The organism is Microcoleus sp. N9_A2 (genome assembly GCF_036701775.1).
Lineage (GTDB): Bacteria > Cyanobacteriota > Cyanobacteriia > Cyanobacteriales > Microcoleaceae > Microcoleus.
Genome location: NZ_JAUBRH010000008.1, coordinates 153,827 through 172,932, shown reverse-complemented (window position 1 = coordinate 172,932; position 19,106 = coordinate 153,827). Strand labels below are relative to the sequence as shown.

24 protein-coding genes are annotated in these 19,106 nt (G+C 47.4%); 17 read left to right on the top strand and 7 right to left on the bottom strand.

Going from position 1 to position 19,106, the window contains the following annotated elements:
- The first annotated feature begins 4 nt into the window (after positions 1-4).
- From QUA44_RS07535 to QUA44_RS07510, 6 genes are all read left to right on the top strand, one after another.
- Positions 5-1,681 carry a hypothetical protein gene (locus QUA44_RS07535; RefSeq protein WP_333249564.1) on the top strand — a complete coding sequence of 559 codons (1,677 nt, stop codon included), beginning with the start codon at positions 5-7 and terminating at the stop codon, positions 1,679-1,681.
- Between the two features lies 1 nt (position 1,682).
- Positions 1,683-1,952, top strand: a complete 270-nt coding sequence (locus QUA44_RS07530) for a hypothetical protein (RefSeq protein WP_333249562.1) — start codon at positions 1,683-1,685, stop codon at positions 1,950-1,952.
- A gap of 2 nt (positions 1,953-1,954) precedes the next feature.
- Complete coding sequence (locus tag QUA44_RS07525) at positions 1,955-2,899, top strand: hypothetical protein (RefSeq protein ID WP_333249560.1); 945 nt, start codon at positions 1,955-1,957, stop codon at positions 2,897-2,899.
- Positions 2,899-3,783: a hypothetical protein gene (locus QUA44_RS07520; protein WP_333249558.1), complete on the top strand. Its 885-nt coding sequence runs from the start codon at positions 2,899-2,901 to the stop codon at positions 3,781-3,783. The genes QUA44_RS07525 and QUA44_RS07520 overlap by 1 nt, the downstream gene beginning before the upstream one ends.
- 66 nt (positions 3,784-3,849) lie before the next feature.
- On the top strand, positions 3,850-4,044 hold the full coding sequence (locus tag QUA44_RS07515) for a hypothetical protein (RefSeq protein ID WP_333249556.1): 195 nt from the start codon (positions 3,850-3,852) through the stop codon (positions 4,042-4,044).
- 72 nt (positions 4,045-4,116) lie between these two features.
- On the top strand, positions 4,117-4,704 hold the full coding sequence (locus QUA44_RS07510) for a recombinase family protein (protein ID WP_333249554.1): 588 nt from the start codon (positions 4,117-4,119) through the stop codon (positions 4,702-4,704).
- Here the strand turns inward: QUA44_RS07510 and QUA44_RS07505 are convergent.
- The 6 genes from QUA44_RS07505 to QUA44_RS07480 form a co-directional block, all read right to left on the bottom strand.
- Positions 4,655-5,251, bottom strand: coding sequence for a hypothetical protein (locus tag QUA44_RS07505; protein ID WP_333249552.1), 597 nt, complete (start codon positions 5,249-5,251; stop codon positions 4,655-4,657). The two genes, QUA44_RS07510 and QUA44_RS07505, sit on opposite strands and share 50 nt — an antisense overlap.
- Positions 5,244-5,606 (bottom strand): hypothetical protein, encoded by a 363-nt coding sequence (locus QUA44_RS07500; RefSeq protein ID WP_333249550.1) that lies wholly within the window; start codon positions 5,604-5,606, stop codon positions 5,244-5,246. Before QUA44_RS07500 ends, QUA44_RS07505 begins: the two co-directional genes overlap by 8 nt.
- A gap of 91 nt (positions 5,607-5,697) precedes the next feature.
- Positions 5,698-5,931, bottom strand: coding sequence for a hypothetical protein (locus QUA44_RS07495; RefSeq protein ID WP_333249548.1), 234 nt, complete (start codon positions 5,929-5,931; stop codon positions 5,698-5,700).
- A 104-nt stretch (positions 5,932-6,035) separates the two neighbouring features.
- A complete protein-coding gene (locus QUA44_RS07490; RefSeq protein WP_333249546.1) occupies positions 6,036-6,218 on the bottom strand; it encodes a hypothetical protein in 183 nt (60 codons plus the stop codon).
- A gap of 255 nt (positions 6,219-6,473) precedes the next feature.
- Positions 6,474-6,749, bottom strand: a complete 276-nt coding sequence (locus QUA44_RS07485; protein WP_333249544.1) for an HU family DNA-binding protein — start codon at positions 6,747-6,749, stop codon at positions 6,474-6,476.
- An 85-nt stretch (positions 6,750-6,834) separates the two neighbouring features.
- On the bottom strand, positions 6,835-7,269 hold the full coding sequence (locus QUA44_RS07480) for a hypothetical protein (protein WP_333249542.1): 435 nt from the start codon (positions 7,267-7,269) through the stop codon (positions 6,835-6,837).
- 157 nt (positions 7,270-7,426) lie between these two features.
- On the opposite strand from QUA44_RS07480, the gene QUA44_RS07475 reads away from it, so the two are divergent.
- From QUA44_RS07475 to QUA44_RS07430, 10 genes are all read left to right on the top strand, one after another.
- Positions 7,427-8,626, top strand: a complete 1,200-nt coding sequence (locus QUA44_RS07475) for a hypothetical protein (RefSeq protein ID WP_333249540.1) — start codon at positions 7,427-7,429, stop codon at positions 8,624-8,626.
- A gap of 68 nt (positions 8,627-8,694) precedes the next feature.
- Positions 8,695-9,258: a hypothetical protein gene (locus tag QUA44_RS07470; protein ID WP_333249538.1), complete on the top strand. Its 564-nt coding sequence runs from the start codon at positions 8,695-8,697 to the stop codon at positions 9,256-9,258.
- 50 nt (positions 9,259-9,308) lie between these two features.
- Positions 9,309-10,109, top strand: a complete 801-nt coding sequence (locus QUA44_RS07465; protein ID WP_333249536.1) for a hypothetical protein — start codon at positions 9,309-9,311, stop codon at positions 10,107-10,109.
- A 19-nt stretch (positions 10,110-10,128) separates the two neighbouring features.
- Entirely contained in the window at positions 10,129-10,626 is a 498-nt protein-coding gene (locus QUA44_RS07460) for a hypothetical protein (protein WP_333249534.1), read from the top strand.
- Positions 10,627-10,715: 89 nt separating this feature from the next.
- Positions 10,716-11,015, top strand: coding sequence for a hypothetical protein (locus tag QUA44_RS07455; protein ID WP_333249533.1), 300 nt, complete (start codon positions 10,716-10,718; stop codon positions 11,013-11,015).
- 276 nt (positions 11,016-11,291) lie between these two features.
- A complete protein-coding gene (locus QUA44_RS07450) occupies positions 11,292-12,554 on the top strand; it encodes an IS110 family transposase (protein WP_333249531.1) in 1,263 nt (420 codons plus the stop codon).
- Positions 12,551-15,100 (top strand): ATP-binding protein, encoded by a 2,550-nt coding sequence (locus tag QUA44_RS07445; protein WP_333249529.1) that lies wholly within the window; start codon positions 12,551-12,553, stop codon positions 15,098-15,100. The genes QUA44_RS07450 and QUA44_RS07445 overlap by 4 nt, the downstream gene beginning before the upstream one ends.
- 107 nt (positions 15,101-15,207) lie before the next feature.
- Positions 15,208-15,405 (top strand): four helix bundle protein, encoded by a 198-nt coding sequence (locus QUA44_RS07440; protein WP_333249527.1) that lies wholly within the window; start codon positions 15,208-15,210, stop codon positions 15,403-15,405.
- A 118-nt stretch (positions 15,406-15,523) separates the two neighbouring features.
- Positions 15,524-15,703, top strand: coding sequence for a four helix bundle protein (locus tag QUA44_RS07435; RefSeq protein WP_333249525.1), 180 nt, complete (start codon positions 15,524-15,526; stop codon positions 15,701-15,703).
- A gap of 77 nt (positions 15,704-15,780) precedes the next feature.
- Positions 15,781-16,455, top strand: a complete 675-nt coding sequence (locus QUA44_RS07430; protein WP_333249523.1) for an N-acetylmannosamine-6-phosphate 2-epimerase — start codon at positions 15,781-15,783, stop codon at positions 16,453-16,455.
- Between the two features lie 258 nt (positions 16,456-16,713).
- On the opposite strand, the gene QUA44_RS07425 is transcribed toward QUA44_RS07430, so the two are convergent.
- Positions 16,714-17,187, bottom strand: a complete 474-nt coding sequence (locus QUA44_RS07425; RefSeq protein ID WP_333249522.1) for a phage holin family protein — start codon at positions 17,185-17,187, stop codon at positions 16,714-16,716.
- A gap of 99 nt (positions 17,188-17,286) precedes the next feature.
- On the opposite strand from QUA44_RS07425, the gene mrdA reads away from it, so the two are divergent.
- Positions 17,287-19,101, top strand: a complete 1,815-nt coding sequence (gene mrdA, locus QUA44_RS07420; RefSeq protein ID WP_333249520.1) for a penicillin-binding protein 2 — start codon at positions 17,287-17,289, stop codon at positions 19,099-19,101.
- Positions 19,102-19,106: the final 5 nt, after the last annotated feature.

The following is a 19,106-nucleotide window of genomic DNA, read 5'->3' as shown; positions in this document are numbered from 1 at the left end:
CAATATGAGCAGAATTCGCGACGGAATATCGCAAGCGACTGTATCGGCTGAAGGCACTATATCAGCCGAAGGCAATATTGGTGGAAAAAACAAAACTAGCGGTTCGATCGACAGCGAAGGAATTTGGGATTTAGGAATCGATTTTAAAGTGGGAGGATTGGGAATAACAAATGACTACGGCGGTGCTATTACGGTAAGCATTGCTGGTCAATCAATTACTTGGGGTCGCGAAGGCGGAAAAATTCACTACAACGTAGGGGGATTTGAAGTAATTGTAGAGGCGAGAGATTGCGTTGTCACAGAAACAAAAATAATTATGGGGATTGTGGTTGCTTCCCATACTTACCCTGACCCTGGTTGTGAACTAGAACCAGAACCAGAGCCAGAATCAGAATTACCTGCTAGTCCCAATCCAAGAATAGGAATCGATCCTTTAACAATAACTGATACTGGATTAGGTTATGTGTTAGTTGGCCAAGTTTATCAGAGCGTTTTTAACGGATCTAAAGAGACTTTTGATTATAAAGGGATTGCAGAAGTTAAATGTACTCAAATTCCTGAAGTAGTAATAGCGCCCCAATATTATCAATCATGGACAATTCCAGTAATACTGAATATTCAAGCAGATGTAGTTAGGAGCAGACTGATCGACGATGTTTTTGTTGAGTCTACTTCTGGTTTTAGTTATTACTCTACTGTTCCTGGCTATACTTCTATAATTCAAAGCGATAACACATCTTTTCGCCAAATTTCTTTTGGTTATGGAACTTTTACCTCTCAATATCAGACCGGCCCTTACCCTCCTGGGTCGGGAGGTCTAGCCAATGGCTGGGTATGTTTTGGGTCTATGCGAGCAATTGCAAAATGGGTAACAGAGAGTAATAAGCCTTTTAATGGCCAGCATAGACCGAATAAGAACATAATCAATCAAGTTATTCCTGTTGGCAAGCAACTCAAAAAATCACCATTTTTAAAACCTGGAGTACCCCCACACATGAACGATTGCTGCGAAGACATTCTTGATTCACTCGAAGATTTAAAAGACGTTCTGCACGTTGATTTTTTCAAGGAAAAGAAATTTCCCATTCCTACTTATTTATTAGCGCCCGGTTGCGAACCGGGAAAAACAACAGAGGCAGAAAATTATTATCACCTCTTTCAAAAGATGTTCCAAGCAATCGCCCACAATACGATTGTTAGCCCGCAAATTGATATTCAGGATGCGGACGCGGTGAAAGAGGGCGACCAAAAAATTAACGAGCGATACCTTTCGGCAACTGGGTGGGCGGAAGCCGTAACAAAGATGCTTTATGAAATTGTCGATGATGGCAACATCGGCACAAATATGGACATCCGCACGGGCGTAACTGTTACTCAGTTATTAGTAGCTGTTGCCGATTTGTCTCATAAAGTCGATTGCATTATTGACTGTATTGGAGTCACCACTAAACGCAGCAAGGGAGAAGTCGAGACATCTTACAACCTTGTCGTAGAAGGGGAAAACACTAAAGGTTTTGACCCTAAAAAATCTAATCAACAATTAGATTTAAATAGCGATATCAGTACCGAAAAGTTACTCGCCGGACTGTTACGCACTCGCAAAAATCCCATTACTAAGGAGGAAATACACCCAAAATCACCTACGCTGTTTGAACTCATAAACGACTTAAAAAATAAGTAGTATGGCAATCAATTTAGCAAAACCTAACAAGGCGCTTATCAAAGCAGCCATAAAAGCAAAAGTAATTGAAGCTGTCGAGAATATGCGGGTTGAGCGGGCGCTCGAACGCGAAAACATTAACCGCGCGGTCGGCGTGGGCAATTTCAAGAAGTTCGAGAAGGAGTACAACACCGAATACGAACAAAGTCGCAATAGCACCAAAGACCCTATCCCTAGTAAGCGCAAGCTTAAAAAAGTCTCGACTAATTTAACTCTCAAAAAATTGGTGTAATTATGGCAACTAAGAAACAGGAAGAAGCGGGAATCACTTTAAATAACACCAGTTTAGCTGTCAAGCTTGGGCTGCCACTTGGTGGTTTTTTTGCGGACATCGGCTCGACAATGCAAGCTTGGCTCAATAAAGGCTTAATTAACCTTAAAAATCTTGCCAAGAATATGCTCGCCGGTGCGAAGGAACTGGGGGCCGCTATTTTGCGCGGGGATTGGAATTTATTCAAGAGTTGGCTTAAAGAAGACCCGATCGCCGTTGCCGCTGGAATGGGTGCTGTTGTGCTCATCGGCGGCGTAGTTGTTGGGGGAGTGGTGGCAGGAATTGGCGCGCTTGCCGGAGCGATTGGAGTCGGTGGCGCTACACTCGCGGCGGTCGGTAGTACCGTATTGGGCGCGGCGGTAAGTTTTGGTACGCAGGTTTGGAATTTTGATTTTAATAAATCGGATGCGGCAATTCTTGCAGAGATTAACGCGGCGTTTGGCGGGCTGGCTAATGTCGCAGGGGAAGCGTTAGGCCGATCGCTCGCGGGATTCATAGTTAACCGCAAGGAAACACCAAAGTTAAAAATCAACATCAAGGCAACGGCGACGATGTTTTTGGCTCTGGATGATAACGGTGATAACGAGATTGCAGAGGAAATTTTAGAGGAATTGTCATCGCTGGGCTGGGCGTTTTACCGGTTTGCGGGCAAGGCGTTATTTGCTCAGGGATACATGAATTTTCGGCGCTGGGCGAAGCAAAATGTGAAGTCTGACATCCCTTGGGTGGATAAGATGATTGCTTCTTGGGGAGAGGAAGGTGGCAAACCTTGGATTGTCAGCCAGCAAGTCAATGAAGTTGTAGAGGCGATCGAAAAAGAGAACGCCGCGCTTGGCAACTTTTTAGAAGGTGCGCTGGAAGGATTTGGCGAGGGATTCAAGGAATTTTTAGTGTTTGAGTACCGATAATGAGCGCCGAGAAAAAAGTCAGAAACCGACTTAAACGGGTTAACGAGCCGACTCGCATTTCCGGCCAGTCGCAAGAAAAAATCTCAGACTATACCTATTTTTCTGTTTACGACTTGGAGTTCGTTGAGCCAAGCGAGGCGGAGCTCAAGGCCGCTGCTGAGAAAGCGGCGCAAACGAAGAAGGGGACGGGTAAAACCGCCCTCGACACTCTGACGCTGACAATCAGCGGGAATGAATTTGCGATCGCATTACAAGCTTCCCTATTAGATGCAATTCGGGATTTGCTCCGGTACGAACTCGGGAAATTGAAACTTGCAGGAGCCGACGAGAACGGCAAACAAGGTATAGAACGTGCAGGACATCCAGAAGTCAAGCTTTGGTTCTTTGAAAAACGCGCGGATGCGACTCCGGGCTACAGTCCTTTGAAAGGTGAGATTAGTTTTGACTTGATGAACCTTGTAGACTCTTCTCATTTAGCAAGCAAAGGCAGCAGCCAATTGATTAAAGAGTCAGACATTAAAGCTCTTTCAGCCAAAATCAAGACTGTTTTTAACGAAGGTTTTAAATGGGAACGTGGCAAAGAAATGATTGTATATCACGATTGGCAACGGGGTTACAGCTTGCAAATTCATTGTAAATCAGAGGCTGAAGGAACGCGGATTGTTAAGGAAGTGTTAAAAATTCAAGGACACGAAATCAGAACTGAATATTTGAAACTCAATAAACTCATTGGTACTCCAAAGCCTACAATCCCCACCGTGAAAGAGGAAGAAATCCTTGGGAAAAAGCGTAAGCATAAGCGATACCGCCCAGAAGGCACAGTTTTCTATGCTTACGCGACGCTGCACTTGCCGAGCTACGGCCAGAAAATAGCACTAGCGTAAGAATACTTATTGCTACTATACCTAAAGGAATAAGCTAGAATAAAAGCAGGCTTACTGGGAAAGTTAATGATTGACGATAATGTGATTGATATTAATGCTGGTGTTACTATTAGCAGCGCTAAGTTGCAGACTGAAGTTAGTGAGACTACTAAGAGTTATCTAAGACATGAATCAATCCGTCGCAAGGTAACAATGGGACAACTGTTGGATGAAATTGTGAAATTGTTTTCCAGTGGCGACGTACCGGAAATCACTTCTTAATTGATACGGCAAATTATTTGAAATCAACCTCGATTTAATCAGGGTTTTAGCAACTCTGAGCGGGAGGGTTATTTGATACGGGCAATTATTTATTGCAGAGTCAGCACGGGCGACCAAGATTGTGATCGGCAAGAACGGGATTTGAGGGAGTTTGCCGATCGCGCCGGGTACGAGGTGATCGAAGTTCTGCGGGAGACTGCCAGCGGTGCGAAGGACAACCGGCCGGAGCGGAAAAAAGTTTTAGCGGCGGCTCAATCCCGAAAAATCTCAGCGGTGTTGGTTACTGAGGCTAGCCGATGGAGCCGGAGCACGATCGACCTTCTGAGCACTTTGCGAGATTTGAACGATTGGGGGACATCTCTTGTCACCCTCTCAGGCATCGGTTTGGACTTGAGCACCTCGCACGGTAAGTTGATGGCTTCGATTATTTCGGCAATTGCTGAATTCGAGCGTGATTTGATTCGCGAGCGGGTAAAAAGTGGCATTGCAGCGGCGCGAGCGAAGGGACGGAAATTTGGCCGCCCGCGAGTGTCGGAAAGTGCGATCACCTTTGTGCATCAGTTGCGGTCGCAAGGTAAAAGTTACTCGCAGATTGCAGAGGCTTCTGGAGTTAGTCGCACGAAGGTGTCTGAGCTTTGCCGCCAGAGTTCCGAAGAGTAGCGGCAATTTGCACCGGGGGAATTCCGGCCGCTAGGAGTGATCGCACTTCTTGCACCTTCGCCTGAGCTATGGGGGAATCGGTGTTACCACCCCGAATATGGATGTGCCGCATCCGAGAACCATCACGGTAGGAAAATCGGTAGTATTCACCGCTGCGGGCCGTGCCACAAGGTCGGTAAGTCGAAATCGCTTTTGATACAGAATCATTATCAGCAACCTCTACAGTGTATTCTGTATCAGCAACCTCTACAGTGTATTCTGTAGCAAGTGTAGAGGCTGGTGATACAGAATCAATTTCTGGCGGCGCGGGTGCGAGCTTCACTTCATCGGGATAGAGAAAATCCCATCCGCTGATGTGTGGGTTCCAAAATTGCAGCGAGCCGTCGATCGGGTGAACCTTACTCACTTTGTAAACTTCGCCGCGCTTCACCCATGCCGCAATCGTCGGCTTCCTTCGCAGCATCACGTGGTCACCGGCTTTGTAAAGGCTTCCTACTTCGGCGGTCGCGGTGTCGAAAAGTGAAAGTTGAGCAGGGGCGCTAATCATCGGTTTCTTCTACTTCCACAAGTTGCAAGTTTGGAAATATGCAGCGGAGCTTGTCGTTGATGTACTGCAATTCCCATTCCTCTATCTGGAGTTCCGGTTCACCGGGACAGTGAACGCTGGTTTTAGTGAAATCGACTTCCCGCTGCTTGAGGTTTCTCTCGCAGATTTTGATGTACTCGTTAATCAGACCGGTGAATTCAATAAATGTGTGGCAGTTAGTGGCGATCGCTTCACGATAGTAATTGCTTGCCGCAATCTTCATTGCCTCCAATATCTCCTCTGGGGTCTGGGGAGAGTCTGGGAGCTCTTTTCTGGTTCCTCCCAACAGAGATACCGCTTCCTCTTTCGTCAACATTGAATTTCCTCTAATTGATTGTCTACAGATTGTCTACGACCTGTCTACAGCCGATCGCTCTTCACGACGATCGGCAATTTGTCTTACTGTCTTACTGTCCGATTACAGCACCTTTAAGTTGAAGACGAATGGGACAATCATCGTCGGGAAATAAGTGCTTCAGCAAATTTTGCCGATCGACATCATCGCTTATTGACCAAATATCATTCTCAACGACTCCCTGTTCATCCGTAGCGATGCCAGTTGCAAGGTAAAGCTCGGTGCAGCGCCCGTCTCTCATCTGTTTGCGATTCCATTGAATCGCGCAAACGAAATTTAAATCCATGGTTGTGCCTAGCGAAACGATGTGAAACCAGTTGGGCATGATGATTACAAGTGTCTACAAATTGTCTACAGCCGATCGCCCAAATCGACCGATCGGCAATTTGTCTACATCTGGTCGGTGGGAACAGAAGATTGCAACTGAGCTAGCAGGGCGCTAACTTCTTGCATCAGGTTGGCGTCGCTGCTGTCCTCGTCAGATTCGCCTTCTTCCAAAGCTGTCAGCCGCTCGGAGTGGCCTTGGACAATTTCGACAATCATTTTTAGTAGGTTGGCGAGAGTTTCGTTCATGGGTTTAACGTCCTTGCAATTGGGATATTTTGGTGTCTTGCCGGTCTCTCCCGGCTGTCGCACCACTTTCGTCGGCTTGGAAGTAACTTTTTGACACGGCCGCCAATCCTATCGGTCTGGGAGCCCCCCAGGTATCAGTGTCATTCCTGTTATTTGACTATTTATAGGGGCCTAGCGTTTAGCCCTGGCAGGTGTCGCCAGTTTGCACTGCTACAGATAAATGACTTTCTATGGAAGCCCATTTATCTGTAACACTCATTTGTTGACGGCTTCTTTGAACTGCTTACCGGCCGAGAATGTGGGAACTACCGCAGCGGGGATTTTCATCTGTTCTCCGGTCTTAGGATTGCGGCCGTCCCGTGCTTTCCGCTCCCTCGCTTCAAATGAACCAAAACCTACCAGTGTTACTTTTTTCCCGTCGGCGACGACTTGGGTGATTGAGTCGATAAAAGCGTCCAGTAAGGCATTAGCTGCTTTTTGGGTGGTGTCGGCCTTGCCTGCCATCAGTTCCACCAGTTCTCCTTTGTTCATAAGTGCGATCGCCCTTTAGTTGTTAGTTATTAGTAATTAGTAACGCAAAACCAGCACCCGACGGCGATGCTGGTTTCTGTTGCGGTTATTCTGCGGGGGTTTCCCCGCCGTTATCGTTAGATGACTGTGGTTGTTGCTGTTGTCGCTGCATATCTTGCTGACGCAACATCTCCTGATACTGCTGCTCTTGCAGTTCTTTGAGCTTGATTAGGTTATTTAGTTTTTCTTGATACTCTTGAACCTCCGCACGATACCAGACGATGCACTCCTGACTTTTGACCAACTGCTTTTTAGCATCGTCGATTAGCTGGTCAATAACTCCCCCAAAGGGGTTGAAATTTCCAATTCCCTCCTTGCTAGCTTCTCTATCAAGTCCGAGCCACTGACGCCCAAACCTTCCGCCAGCTCCCGAAAAAGCCGTGCTCCCGTCGGCGTCAGGGTAAACGTCCTGTTCGTTCTCAATTCCCCGTACTGTAACTGTTTCGCCTTCTTGACTTTGACCATATTCTTGGTGATTCATAACGTCTTCCTTAAAGATTACCAAAGTTACACTTGTGACCTTGACAGACTTACAAGTGTGACTTTATGATAAAGCAAAGTCACACTTGTGACAAGATTGCACTGTATACCCCAAACGAATCGGGCGGGAGTGCAGACCCGCCCTTTCCCCAAAACCTATGTACACCTTGGAACAGCTTCAACAGAAAAACCTCAAGGAATTGAAAAAAATCGGCTGGCAGCTCAACGTGCTCCCGGAGGGCGACAAACGGTGCCGCCAAAACTGGATTGATGCGTTGGTCGGCATTCAGCCCCCGCTGCTGAAACTGCTGGAAACTTCCCCCGGTGTTGTGCACGAAGCTCCGAACACTATGCACGAAGCTCCGAACACTATGCACGAAGCTCCGATGGAATCTGCCGACTCGATCGAAGTTCAACGCCAGGAGCCGCCGATCGAGTCCAAGTTTGGCCGCATCACCTATCCCAAACCGGCCGCTAAGCCGATTGCCCAAAATGCAGAAACTAGACTTCAACTCGACAGAACACAAAGTGCTGATGTACATAACGGGCGCTCTCATTCCGCCGAATCAGTTCGAGATAGCGATGGCGCTGAAGCTGAAGCACTGGGAAGCGAAAAAGGCGATCGAGTTTTGGCGGTGGCAGGGAATTGTGAAGCAATTCGAGGGGGAATTCTACCCCATCAGCCAGTTAAATTAGATTTCACCGAAGCCGATCGCCCGCCCAACCGAGGCGACAATGGCCGCGACAGACTGGAAATTGATCCAAAACTGAGCCAAAGCGCGATCGAACTTGCGGCCAAAACTTCCCCCGGTGTCAAACTCTCTAATAGGTTTTTGGCTACCTACCCGCCCTACTTCGGCGACGTGAACTACAAAGCAGAAGCCACCGGGCAATTAAACCTGCTGGAATCAGTAGAGGCCGACGACGAACCGCCAGACCCGGATGATTTTGAATCCCTCGATGTGTTCCGCGAGGCGATCGCCCTTTGGGACGCCAAACACCTGGAACTGATAGAAATTGGCCTCGATTCCTTCTGCGAGTGGGCACCGTGCCCCGATGATTGGTACGAATCCGACACTTTACTCGAACCGTCCGAAGTGCTGGAACATTCGATCGCCGGTAAAAGTTCCAGCACTTGCGAATTCCTGATTCCTGTTTTTGACGATCGCCCCCGACAAATTGACAGCGACGAACCGCCTGACACAGGGATTTTCGCCCGCTTGCCCAAGCCTAAGCCTCCCAGTTTTCCGCCGATGGGTGTCGTTGCGGGCGATCGGGCAAACAGTATCAGGAAGTTTGCCCGTGGTGCAATATTTTTGAGCGGGCGAGATCCTCCAGGAGGTGATGCGATGCACTAAGCGACCGCTTGCATAGAGCTCAAACATGAAGAACTTATCTCCCATATCTCGTTTATGCGATCGTCTTGATGAGAGACGTTAGGGCGATCGCTCCTTTCACAACCGTGTCAAATCTAGTTTTAATCATCATGAGAATTACTCGAATTGGTTTTGGATACACCAAAAACTTGGGCAACTACGAAAACTGTAAAGTCTGGCTAGAGGCGGACTTAGAAGATTGGGAAGACGCATCAGAAAGCCTTAACATTCTTCGCGATCGAGTTGCTCAAGAACTTGAATTGCCCGACAAATGGCATGACATTAAAGGCAAATTGGCAAGAGAAACGGCATTCTTAGAAACCATTACTGCCAGCATCCGATCCAAGAAAGCCGAATTAGCTAAAGCAGAGGAAATTTGGAATAACTTCGCAGAATTTCTCACGGCTCACGGAGTCGATCCAGTCATGCTGACGGTCGAAAATTTCGCCGCAACTAGAGCCGATCACTCACCTGCTGCCGGAACAGAAAGCGATCCTCTTGCCGGATATGTAGCAGACGATAGCGCCGAATTGGGATTTGGAGAATGCGATACATCGGACGATGACGAGGACATAACTTGGTGGAATCAAGACGATGACGATGACGATTACTGACTGCCCACTTATCTCGTAAGCGAAGACGACACTATTACCCCTTATTTCTGATGGAACTTGCCGCCGATTTTAACGATATTTTCTGGGAACCCCCAGAGACAGAATTTCAACCGCTCCTAGACTTTGAATCCGAGATTTCCCACGAAGTACCGCATAACGACATTGCCGTCCTCACCCAGAGAATCAAGCGCAGCTTTCTCGACTACGTGCGGCAAGGAATCATGCTTGACGCTGTACAGCGTTATCGTTTGTATAAACGGCAATACCAGGACTTTGCCGAATACTGCAATCGAGCATTAGGGCGATCGCACTTCTACTGCAAAAAGATTATCCAAGCCGCTCAAATCTGCCTGCGGCTCATCAAATCCAAATTCAAGGTTTTACCCACTTCGGTAGCCCAAGCTTTGCCACTACTCAAATTTGCCAAAGTTGACGAGTACGGTGAATCCGAGCTCCAAGACAAATGGCAGACAGTCATTGACGGCTTCCCCCCGCCGCTAATCACCGCCGCCAAAATCCAAGAAGCCCTGGACGAGAACCCAGAGGACAGAGCCAAGCAAGTCAGGGTCAGCGGTAAAGCCTACAAACTGCTGCAACAGAAAGCCGCAGCAGCGGGCATGGCAGTTTCTAAGTATCTCGAAACGCTGATCGGCGGCACCGAACCACCAGAGGAGGAACCGCCAGAGGAGGAAGAGACGGAATTGACGGCCGAAAAAGAGGAAATTTGCGATCGGGCTGAAGCTCACGCCAAAGCCAACCCCACTAGAAGAGGGTTTGCTAAAAAGTTAAAAAGTCAACAAGAAGCTATTACCTTGCCGGGTAGATCCGACCAAGTGTCGGACTCATCCTAGTTTTCAAAAACAAACCATCATGCACAATACCTTCACTTACAGGCATTCCGACTTGCCTCCAGTTCGACCTGAAATCAAAGCCGAAATTGTGGGACTTGACGTGCACATCGCCGACTTGATCCTCAAAAGTCAAGGCAATTACCGCGAATTGGAGGAACTAGCAGAAATGCTAGACAATTGTCTAGATAGTTGCGAACTAAATATCCAAGCGATTCGGATAGTTGCCGATGATAGCCCAGAACCTCCAGCGGCCACTCTAGTTGACCTAACAATGGAGCAGCAAAACATGGTTTTTTGCACCGCATTATTTAATGCAATGGTGCTATCCGTTCTAGAAAGAGTAACAAAAAAGGACGCTAACTATTTTATCGCTGCAATATCAATGCAGGTAAATACTGAGATGGAGAAAATTAGCGACCAACAAATCACCGAAGCCCTCGCAGCTTACCAGGCAAGCTATCAAAAAAACCCCTTACAACAGGGTTTTAAAATCAAAATTCCAACAGCAGACCTTTAGAAAAACAGCGGTTAGTTACACTCTAACCGCCGTATCTGAGCTGAGCTATCTTGGCTGACTAACTGTCCCTTCGCATCTATTAATTTACCATGCCACAAACCAAAAACAAACACATTACCGAGTTAATCAAATCGGCAAAAGAGCAATTTGACAACTTTAGCGATTCAGAAACACAAGAAGTTTTTCTCACCATAAAAGAAGCAAAAGCTAGAGGATTGCTGCGAAAGCAGCCTCCCGATCGATGCTTGAATCAGTATGTCAATGCTGCAAACTGCCTCTTAAACCTTTACTCAACAGATGAATTTGTAGCGATTTTAACGCAAGACATTGACTACTTATACGCCTACATTGCGCTAGTGGCCACAAATTCAATAACCACAACCGCCTGAAGAGCGCCGCTCGGACTCGGTGGCCGAAACTCCCCGAACCAAGAGGGAGTCGCGGATCGAGTCCAAATCATCCGCCGATTAAAAGGGCTGCGATTTAGGGCTTTCAGATTGAAACAAGCTGTAAGGGCTTTTTTGGTTTCACAAGCTCGGTCGCTGCCTAATTAGTTGTTTATCTCGCGCACTTTGAAGCTTTAAGAGTGAAGTAGGCTCATGTGGCCTTTGGGTGATTCATAAGCTGCTGCTGCGAGATTTGGAAAACTCACCTTTAAAAATGGAATGACCCAAATTATTGGCTTGGATATTAGCAAGGCCTCAGTTTCGTGCTGCTTAATATCAGAAAAAATTGACGAACCGCGCGAATTTTACTACCGCTACAATTTCCACAAATTCGCTGCTACAGCGCACGGGATAAATGAATTACTTGCACTAATTGGATCGGAATTGGATCGGGAAAACACGATCGCCATCATGGAGCCGACAGGAATTAACTATCAAATCCTTTGGGGCACTCAACTGGCACGGGCGGGAGTAGAAGTGCGACTGGTGGGTCATAAAGAGCTTCGATCGTTCCGAGAGCATCACCTCGGACTGCCAGACAAAGACGACGACGCGGACGCGCTAGCACTGGCGATTTATGGCTGGGACTACCTCGACACCCCCCGGCGATTTGTCCAAACGCGCGATCGCACAATCGTACAAATTCGCCGGCTAGTTCTCCGGCTCGCGCATCTCAATCGGGTGCAAAGTCCCATCATTAACAGAGCGCGTCAAGATTTAGCTTGGCAGTTTCCAGAAGCAGCGTTGATAAAATCGCTCCGGTCTGGCGAGAAAGTGCCGCTGCTTTGGGGTTGGCTATGTGGTGAGCGGCAGTCTGTAAAGTACGATTTACTGTTGGAGCGGTCAATCGGTTTGGGCATCACTGACGAACTAAGGAAACACGCCGCCAGAATCTGTGACTTGCAGCGGGAGGAAATGGTGCTTGAATTTGAGCTTTCCAAACTTGTGGGCGAGCCGCAGTTTTTGCCTTACCGCAAAGTGTTTGCCCGATTTGGATTTGGTCGCCGCGTTGAAGCTTTGTTGCTCAGCCAGATTTACCCATTTGAAAATTACCTCGGTGCCGACGGCAAACCCGATGTCAAAATTCGCACCGGCCGACGATCGGGCAAACCGACCAAGCGGCATTTGTCACTTCGCCGATTTTGTAAAGCCCTTGGCTACGCGCCGTCGCAAGAAAGCAGCGGCGACTTGCAAAAGTCTAAGGTTGTGGGCGGTTCCGATTTGTGCCGCAAAGCTTTGTGGCAATGGATTTTTACGCGAGTCGAGGTGAAACGTGCTCGCATGGCTAACGATATTGGCGATCGGCTCGGCGAGATTATGGATTCTGAAAAAGCCAGCGGTCGGCCGGTGCGGTTAGTGCGATCGCGGGTGGCGGCTAAAGCAGTTAAAATGCTGTTCAAAGAACTCGTGCACGAACTCGTTCACGAACTCGTTCACTCCAATCTAAAATCTAAAATCCAGAATCCAGAATTACTAGAGTGAAACCAAAAACCTTAAATCGGACTTTGCCGCTAGCAACCTTTGAGGCTGCTTACCAGTTGTTACAGCAAATGGCTGAACTCCCCGGGGCGATTTGGCTGGCCGACGATGCGATCGCGGATTCTCAAAATCTGGAAAATTCGTCGGAAAGGTTTGCAGCAGTGGTATCAGAGCATTTTAGCGCGCTGCTGCGGGGCAATCTATTAGATGAGTTCGCAACAAACGGACACAAACACAGCGAAAAAAATCTCCATTCGCAATTGAATGTGCAGTTGACTTTCGACCCCGGGGCGATCGCCAATTTCCTCTCTCCCATCGCAGACAAACTCGCAGAAATAACGCCCGCACCCTCGCGGCAAATTGACATTCGCGCCCTCAAACAAGCAATTAAAAATCTACAGCCAAACTCGGCATTGCTTCAAAGCGAATTCACTCTAAATTTGCTGGATATTCTCGCTGCAAATGCCAGCCCAAAAAGTCGCCATACCCTACACACCCAAACTGAAATCAAGGGAAAATCGGCGCCCCAACTGATAGATCCAGAAACGCTAAAGCGCCAGATTTCCGAAGCCGTCAATCACTTACAAATTGCCAGTTCCTGCATTTCATTTTGTCAGCCGGTGGAAGATGCTTTGCAGCAGCAGCTCGAACAAGAACGGCTTTTGAATCAGGTGACAACTCAAATCCGCCAAAGTTTGGAATTGCCTGTAATTTTGTCAAAAGCAGTCGAGCGAGTGCGAGAGTTTTTGGAAGTAGATCGCCTGTTAATTTATCAATTTGAAAAAGTGCCAGCGCCGCACAATGGCGAGTTAGGTAAAGAAATTCCTGCGGCGGTTTCTGGGTCGGGCGAAATCCCAGAATTTTCCGGGTCTTACTTGTATTTAGGTCGTGTCACATACGAAGCTTTAGCCAACGATGCTATCTCGTCTGTACTGAATTTTAGTGAAGACGCGCAGTGTTTTACCAATGGAGTCATTGACCGAGAGAAATATCGCAAAGGTTTGGCTTTGTGCGTTGCGGATGTGGAAACAACTTACTCTTCGCAGCCTTGTTTTTTAGAGTTGATGCGGCGGGCGAAGGTGCGGGCGAAGTTGCTAGTGCCGATCGTAGTTCAAGACGAATTGTGGGGGCTACTAATTGCCCACCAGTGTACTGTTCGGGAGTGGGAAGAAAGCAAAAAAACATTTTTGCGGCAAATAGCAGAACATTTGGCGATCGCCATTTACCAAGCCGAACTTTATGCAGAAGTCCAGCAGCAAAAGCGCACCTCAGAACAGCGCGTAATAGAGCGCACGCGAGAACTGCGCGATGCACTGGTCGCCGCCCAGTCTGCCAGCCTCGCCAAGAGCGAATTTTTGGCAGCTATGAGCCACGAATTGCGGACTCCTCTCACTTGCGTCATCGGCATTTCCGACACGCTACTGCGGTGGTCTTACGGCAAAGTTGGCAGTAAAGAAGTGCCAGTGCAAAAGCAGCGGCAGTACCTGCAAACTATCCGAGATAGCGGCGACCACTTATTAGAATTAATTAACGATATTTTAGATTTATCGCAAGTAGAAGCGGGAAAAGCAGTCTTAAAAATTAGTGAATTTTCACTTTCTAAATTAGCTTCTCAGAGCCTGCACGCCCTCAAAGAAAAAGCGGCGGCTAAAGGCGTGGAACTGCTGCAAGAACAGCGGATAAAACAAGAGTGCGATCGCTTCATCGCTGACCCGCGCCGCTTGAGACAAATTCTCTTCAATCTTTTAGGAAATGCGATTAAGTTTACTCCCAAAGGGGGGCGAGTCATCCTGCGAGTTTGGGTGACAGAAGATAAAAATCGAACGCCGGCAGTCCGGCAGCCCGGTACTGCACCGGCAGGTAGCACCGCTGTTTTTCAAATCAAAGATACCGGCATTGGAATTCCCGAAGATCAGCGATCGCTTTTGTTTCAAAAATTCCAGCAGTTGGATTCCCCCTACCGCCGCGAATACGGCGGTACCGGTCTGGGATTGGCTTTAACTAAACAGTTAGTAGAGCTTCACGGCGGCGCGATCGAAGTCAACTCTACAGTTGATGTCGGCTCTACTTTTACCGTTTTTATACCCATCCAAACTCTCACCAAAGATGAATCCACAAAATTTAAATATGAAAAATCGAATTCATCTTTACCGCTGCATTCTTCTTCCTTGCGCGGCAGCCTCGTCCTCGTCGAAGAAGATGAAGAAACAGCCATGCTGATTTGCGATATCCTGACAGCCGCAGGACTGCAAGTGGTGTGGATGATTGAAGGTTCGGCAGCGGTGGAACAAATTGAACTTTTGCAACCGAATGCTGTGATTGTAGATATGCGTTTACCCGGGATGAATGGCTGCGAAATAATCCAACAACTGCGCCAAAAACCCGCTACTGAAAATATCAAGATTCTAGCTTTAAGCGCTCAGGAAATTCCCGCAGATCAGATATCTTTCGTGACAGCGGGAGCTAACGATTGTTTGGCTAAACCGATTCACCCCCAGCAATTGCTTGACAAAATTCTTTCTTTGATGGCCGGGATTGGTAATGGGTAATTGGGCATGGGGCCTGGGGCATTGGGCATTGGGCATTGGGCATTGAGTAATGGGTAATTGGGCATTGGGCATTGGGCATTTAATATAATTGAGTTTTTGAGGTAATTATGGGAAGACCTGATTTTGAGGAATTAGAGGTTTATAAGTTGGCGGAAAGTTTGGCGAATCAGATTTGGGACATTGTTAAAAAAGGGGATTATTTCACAAAAGATACGATGGGCAAACAGATCGTTCGGTCTGCTGATAGTGTCTGTGCTAATATTACTGAAGGAAGAAGTCCTTATAATGCAATACGGTTTACTTAACACTATTTATACCCCGGAGATCCCCCTAAATCCCCCGAAAGCAAGGGGGACTTTGAGGGCATTCTTATCCCTCCCTTTTTAAGGGGGGTTAGGGGGGATCTTTCTTAAGTGAACCGTATTGCCTTATAATGACCAAGATAATCGGCGTTTTGTAAAAATTGCGAGAGGCTCTTTGTACGAAACAGTAAACTGGTTAAGATTAGCCTATGCTAGACAACTTATCACAAGCGAAGAAGTAAGCAAATTTAAACCAATTGTCGATCAATTACTACCAAAACTTAACGCTTATTTGAGTTGAATAGGGCACAGGGAATAAATTACAAAACAAGCCCCATGCCCCATGCCCCATGCCCCATGCCCAATTCCCCATTCGCCATGATTAATTGTCAAATTCCTACAGGATTAATTGTTTCTTGTCAAGCACCTGCTGATTCGCCGCTGCACGATCCGATCGTAATTGCGGCAATGGCTCGAACTGCCATCAATCGAGGAGCCTCGGGCGTGCGGATTGACACTCCGGCTCACATTGCGGCGGTGCGAAAACAGGTATCCGCTCCCATAATTGGGATTTGGAAGCAGCAATTGCCGGGATGCGAGATTTACATTACTCCTCGGTTTGAAGACGCGCGGGCGATCGCCGCTGCCGGAGCCGATATTATCGCCGTTGACGCTACTGAGAGAAACCGTCCTCCCGGCGAAGACTTAAAGACGTTAATCGCGCGAATCCGCAGCGAATTGGGCAAATTAGTGATGGCGGATGTAGATACGATAGAAGCTGCGATCGCGGCGGTTCAAGCTGGTGCTGATACTGTCGGCACTACTCTTTTTGGCTACACTCCCCAGACGCAAAATTTCTCGCCGCCCGGATTTGATTTGCTTGCGGAAATGGTAGAAAAGCTTAAGGTTCCCGTTATCTGCGAAGGCGGGATCGCTGGGCCGGAAATGGCCAAAAAAGCCTTGGATTTAGGAGCTGCGGCTGTTGTTGTCGGGACAGATATTACTGGGATCGATCTTAAGGTGACAGCCTATAAGTCGCTGATGGGGAAGTAAGAAGGAAGTTCGGCAACGGATTGTTTAACGGATGTAACGGATAGAAGGAAGTTCGGCAACGGATTGTTTAACGGATGTAACGGATGTAACGGATAGAAGGAAGTTCGGCAACGGATTGTTTAACGGATGTAACGGATGTAACGGATAGAAGGGACAATAAATATTGGGCGATAGAAATCGCTTTTAGGCAAACGAAACGCGCAAGGTAAGGTGTGGAAATATCGGGCGATTTCTATCGCCCTTTATCAGGGGAAGTTGCTAAATCAGCGCGCTTTTGATAAAGCTGCTAACTACAGCCAAGGCGATCGCCCCCAGTACCGCGCTCCAAAGGCCCATCCGCAAACTAAATCCTTCAACTAACTTCGCAGCCGAGGCAAAAACAATCACGTTCATTACTACAAAAGCAAACACGCCGGAAAGCAATCTTAGCGTCAGCAGGTTCGGAACGAAAAAAACTGCTTTCAGAATTGGCAAAATTAAAACATTCAACATTCCCAAAACCGCAGCGGAAATTACTGTTTTCGGTGTGCTGTCAATTTTTAGACCGTCGGCAGTTGAGAAATTAGCAACAAGCTGCTGCCCGTCACCAGCCAAGCAATCAAAAAATCGATCGGTTCCACAGCGGCCGTACCTCCTTAACAGTTGAATTGTCAGAAAAGCCTGATTAAGATCGACCTTAATCAAACAATCCAGCGGATTCGTCTGCCAACCGACAGAATTTAGGTCTGTCACTAAAGAGTTAGAAGTTATAATCCCTGTATTCTCAGCCAAATAATCCGGATGGGAACCGTCTCTACCTGTTAGTTGAATAAAAAGAGCAGATTAATTAATATGGCTGGCGATTTTTCTTTTAACTCTAAAGTCCGATTCGACACAAAAGGCTTAAACAATCCTGCACGGCAAGGCAGCCGATCGGTCCAAGTTATGATTTTTATGCTGCTAGTCACTACCTTAGTGACGCTGCCGATATTTCGTCTAGCCGAACTGCAACTGGTACAGGGAGCCTACAACCGACAGCGGGCGGAAAATAACCGCATTCGCCCTGTTTCAGTCGCAGCGAATCGCGGTCAAATTTTAGACCGCAGCGGCAAAATTTTTGCGGCCAACCGCGTATCTCGATCGGTCTATGTGTGGCCAAAAGAGCGATCGACCAAGGAGTGGCAAGAGATCGCCGGTATACTGGGCCCGATAGTCAAACTTCCCGCAGCCGAAATTATCAAAAAAATCGATGGAGTTGGCTACAGATCAGCCATCCCAGTGCGAATTAGTAAGGATATCGATGTCGGTACTTTCGTCGCGTTGGGAGAACAAGCTAATACTTTGCGAGGAGTTGAAATTCGCGTAGAATCGAGCCGAGACAATCCCAACCAGCAATTAGCAGCTCACCTTTTGGGATACGTCGGCGAAGCTACTTTAGATGAATTAAAAGCTAATCCTGCATATCCGATGGGAATGATCGTCGGTCAGATGGGAGTTGAAAAATTAGCCAATTCAACTTTAGAGGGCGTTTGGGGAAACCGTTTAATCGAGGTGAATGCTAAGGGCGAGGAAATCCAAGATTTAGGTGTAAAGGACCCTATTCCGGGCAAATCGGTGCAGCTAACTTTAGATTTAGATATGCAGAAAACTGCGGAAAAAGCTTTGGGCGATCGCCTGGGTGCAGTTGTGGCGATCGACGTGAAAACAGGAGCTCTTTTAACAATGGCTAGTTGGCCGACATTTGACCCCAATATTTTCACCCGGAAGGTGAGTCAAAAAGAATGGGATCGACTGCAAGGGCCAGACAAACCATTTTTAAATCGAGCCGTTCAAGGCTATCCAGTCGGCAGCACTTTTAAGATTGTAACTTCTGTAGCCGGGATGGAGTCTGGCAAATTTTCTCCTGACTCGACTTTGGTAAGTTCTGCTTCAATTAACATCGGCGGAATTTCCTTTAACGAACACGGCGCCGGTTACGGCACTATAGGTTTCCGCGATGCTTTAGCCTACAGCAGCAATACGTTTTTCTATCAAGTCGGTATGGCAGCCGGGCCGGAAGAAATGGCGAAATGGGCTAAAAAAATGGGCATTGGCGGTACTATTAATTTAGATATTTTGGGGATAGACGGCGCCAATCACGGTCAAGTTCCGATACCAGCAGAGAAAAATAAAATGTATGGTGAAGATTGGTACGTGGGCGATACAGTAACAATGGCGATCGGTCAAGGTTTGGTACTTTGTACTCCCCTAGAATTGGCTGTGATGGTGTCAACTATTGCCAACGGTGGTTGGCGACTACAGCCGCATTTGTTGGCTTCTCAAACCAATACTCCTATAACTCAAAAAATTCAAACAGGTATTAAGCCTGCCACTTTAAATGTCGTTAAACAAGGATTGATGGACGTGGTAAAAAAAGGTACAGGCCGCGGCATGAATGATGGTACTATTCCTTTAAGTGCTGGCAAAACTGGGACTGTGGAAATGCCCGGTCATCCTGACAATTCTATGTATGTGGGTTTTGCTCCCGCTGACAAACCGGAAGTTGCGATCGCAGTTATCGTTGAAGGCGGAGGATATGGTGCTGTAGCGGCGGCACCAATTGCTCAAGAGGTATTCCGAACCTATTTTCAAAAGCAGGGTTTTAAACCTACTAATAAGCCTCTATAGTCATT

Bases quoted from the DNA above. Each gene is read 5' to 3' on its own strand.
- QUA44_RS07535 (WP_333249564.1), top strand. From the start codon at position 5: ATGAGCAGAATTCGCGACGGAATATCGCAAGCGACTGTATCGGCTGAA.
- QUA44_RS07530 (WP_333249562.1), top strand. From the start codon at position 1,683: ATGGCAATCAATTTAGCAAAACCTAACAAGGCGCTTATCAAAGCAGCC.
- QUA44_RS07525 (WP_333249560.1), top strand. From the start codon at position 1,955: ATGGCAACTAAGAAACAGGAAGAAGCGGGAATCACTTTAAATAACACC.
- QUA44_RS07520 (WP_333249558.1), top strand. From the start codon at position 2,899: ATGAGCGCCGAGAAAAAAGTCAGAAACCGACTTAAACGGGTTAACGAG.
- QUA44_RS07515 (WP_333249556.1), top strand. From the start codon at position 3,850: ATGATTGACGATAATGTGATTGATATTAATGCTGGTGTTACTATTAGC.
- QUA44_RS07505 (WP_333249552.1), bottom strand. From the start codon at position 5,251: ATGATTAGCGCCCCTGCTCAACTTTCACTTTTCGACACCGCGACCGCC.
- QUA44_RS07500 (WP_333249550.1), bottom strand. From the start codon at position 5,606: ATGTTGACGAAAGAGGAAGCGGTATCTCTGTTGGGAGGAACCAGAAAA.
- QUA44_RS07495 (WP_333249548.1), bottom strand. From the start codon at position 5,931: ATGGATTTAAATTTCGTTTGCGCGATTCAATGGAATCGCAAACAGATG.
- QUA44_RS07490 (WP_333249546.1), bottom strand. From the start codon at position 6,218: ATGAACGAAACTCTCGCCAACCTACTAAAAATGATTGTCGAAATTGTC.
- QUA44_RS07485 (WP_333249544.1), bottom strand. From the start codon at position 6,749: ATGAACAAAGGAGAACTGGTGGAACTGATGGCAGGCAAGGCCGACACC.
- QUA44_RS07480 (WP_333249542.1), bottom strand. From the start codon at position 7,269: ATGAATCACCAAGAATATGGTCAAAGTCAAGAAGGCGAAACAGTTACA.
- QUA44_RS07475 (WP_333249540.1), top strand. From the start codon at position 7,427: ATGTACACCTTGGAACAGCTTCAACAGAAAAACCTCAAGGAATTGAAA.
- QUA44_RS07470 (WP_333249538.1), top strand. From the start codon at position 8,695: ATGAGAGACGTTAGGGCGATCGCTCCTTTCACAACCGTGTCAAATCTA.
- QUA44_RS07465 (WP_333249536.1), top strand. From the start codon at position 9,309: ATGGAACTTGCCGCCGATTTTAACGATATTTTCTGGGAACCCCCAGAG.
- QUA44_RS07460 (WP_333249534.1), top strand. From the start codon at position 10,129: ATGCACAATACCTTCACTTACAGGCATTCCGACTTGCCTCCAGTTCGA.
- QUA44_RS07455 (WP_333249533.1), top strand. From the start codon at position 10,716: ATGCCACAAACCAAAAACAAACACATTACCGAGTTAATCAAATCGGCA.
- QUA44_RS07450 (WP_333249531.1), top strand. From the start codon at position 11,292: ATGACCCAAATTATTGGCTTGGATATTAGCAAGGCCTCAGTTTCGTGC.
- QUA44_RS07440 (WP_333249527.1), top strand. From the start codon at position 15,208: ATGGGAAGACCTGATTTTGAGGAATTAGAGGTTTATAAGTTGGCGGAA.
- QUA44_RS07430 (WP_333249523.1), top strand. From the start codon at position 15,781: ATGATTAATTGTCAAATTCCTACAGGATTAATTGTTTCTTGTCAAGCA.
- mrdA (WP_333249520.1), top strand. From the start codon at position 17,287: ATGGCTGGCGATTTTTCTTTTAACTCTAAAGTCCGATTCGACACAAAA.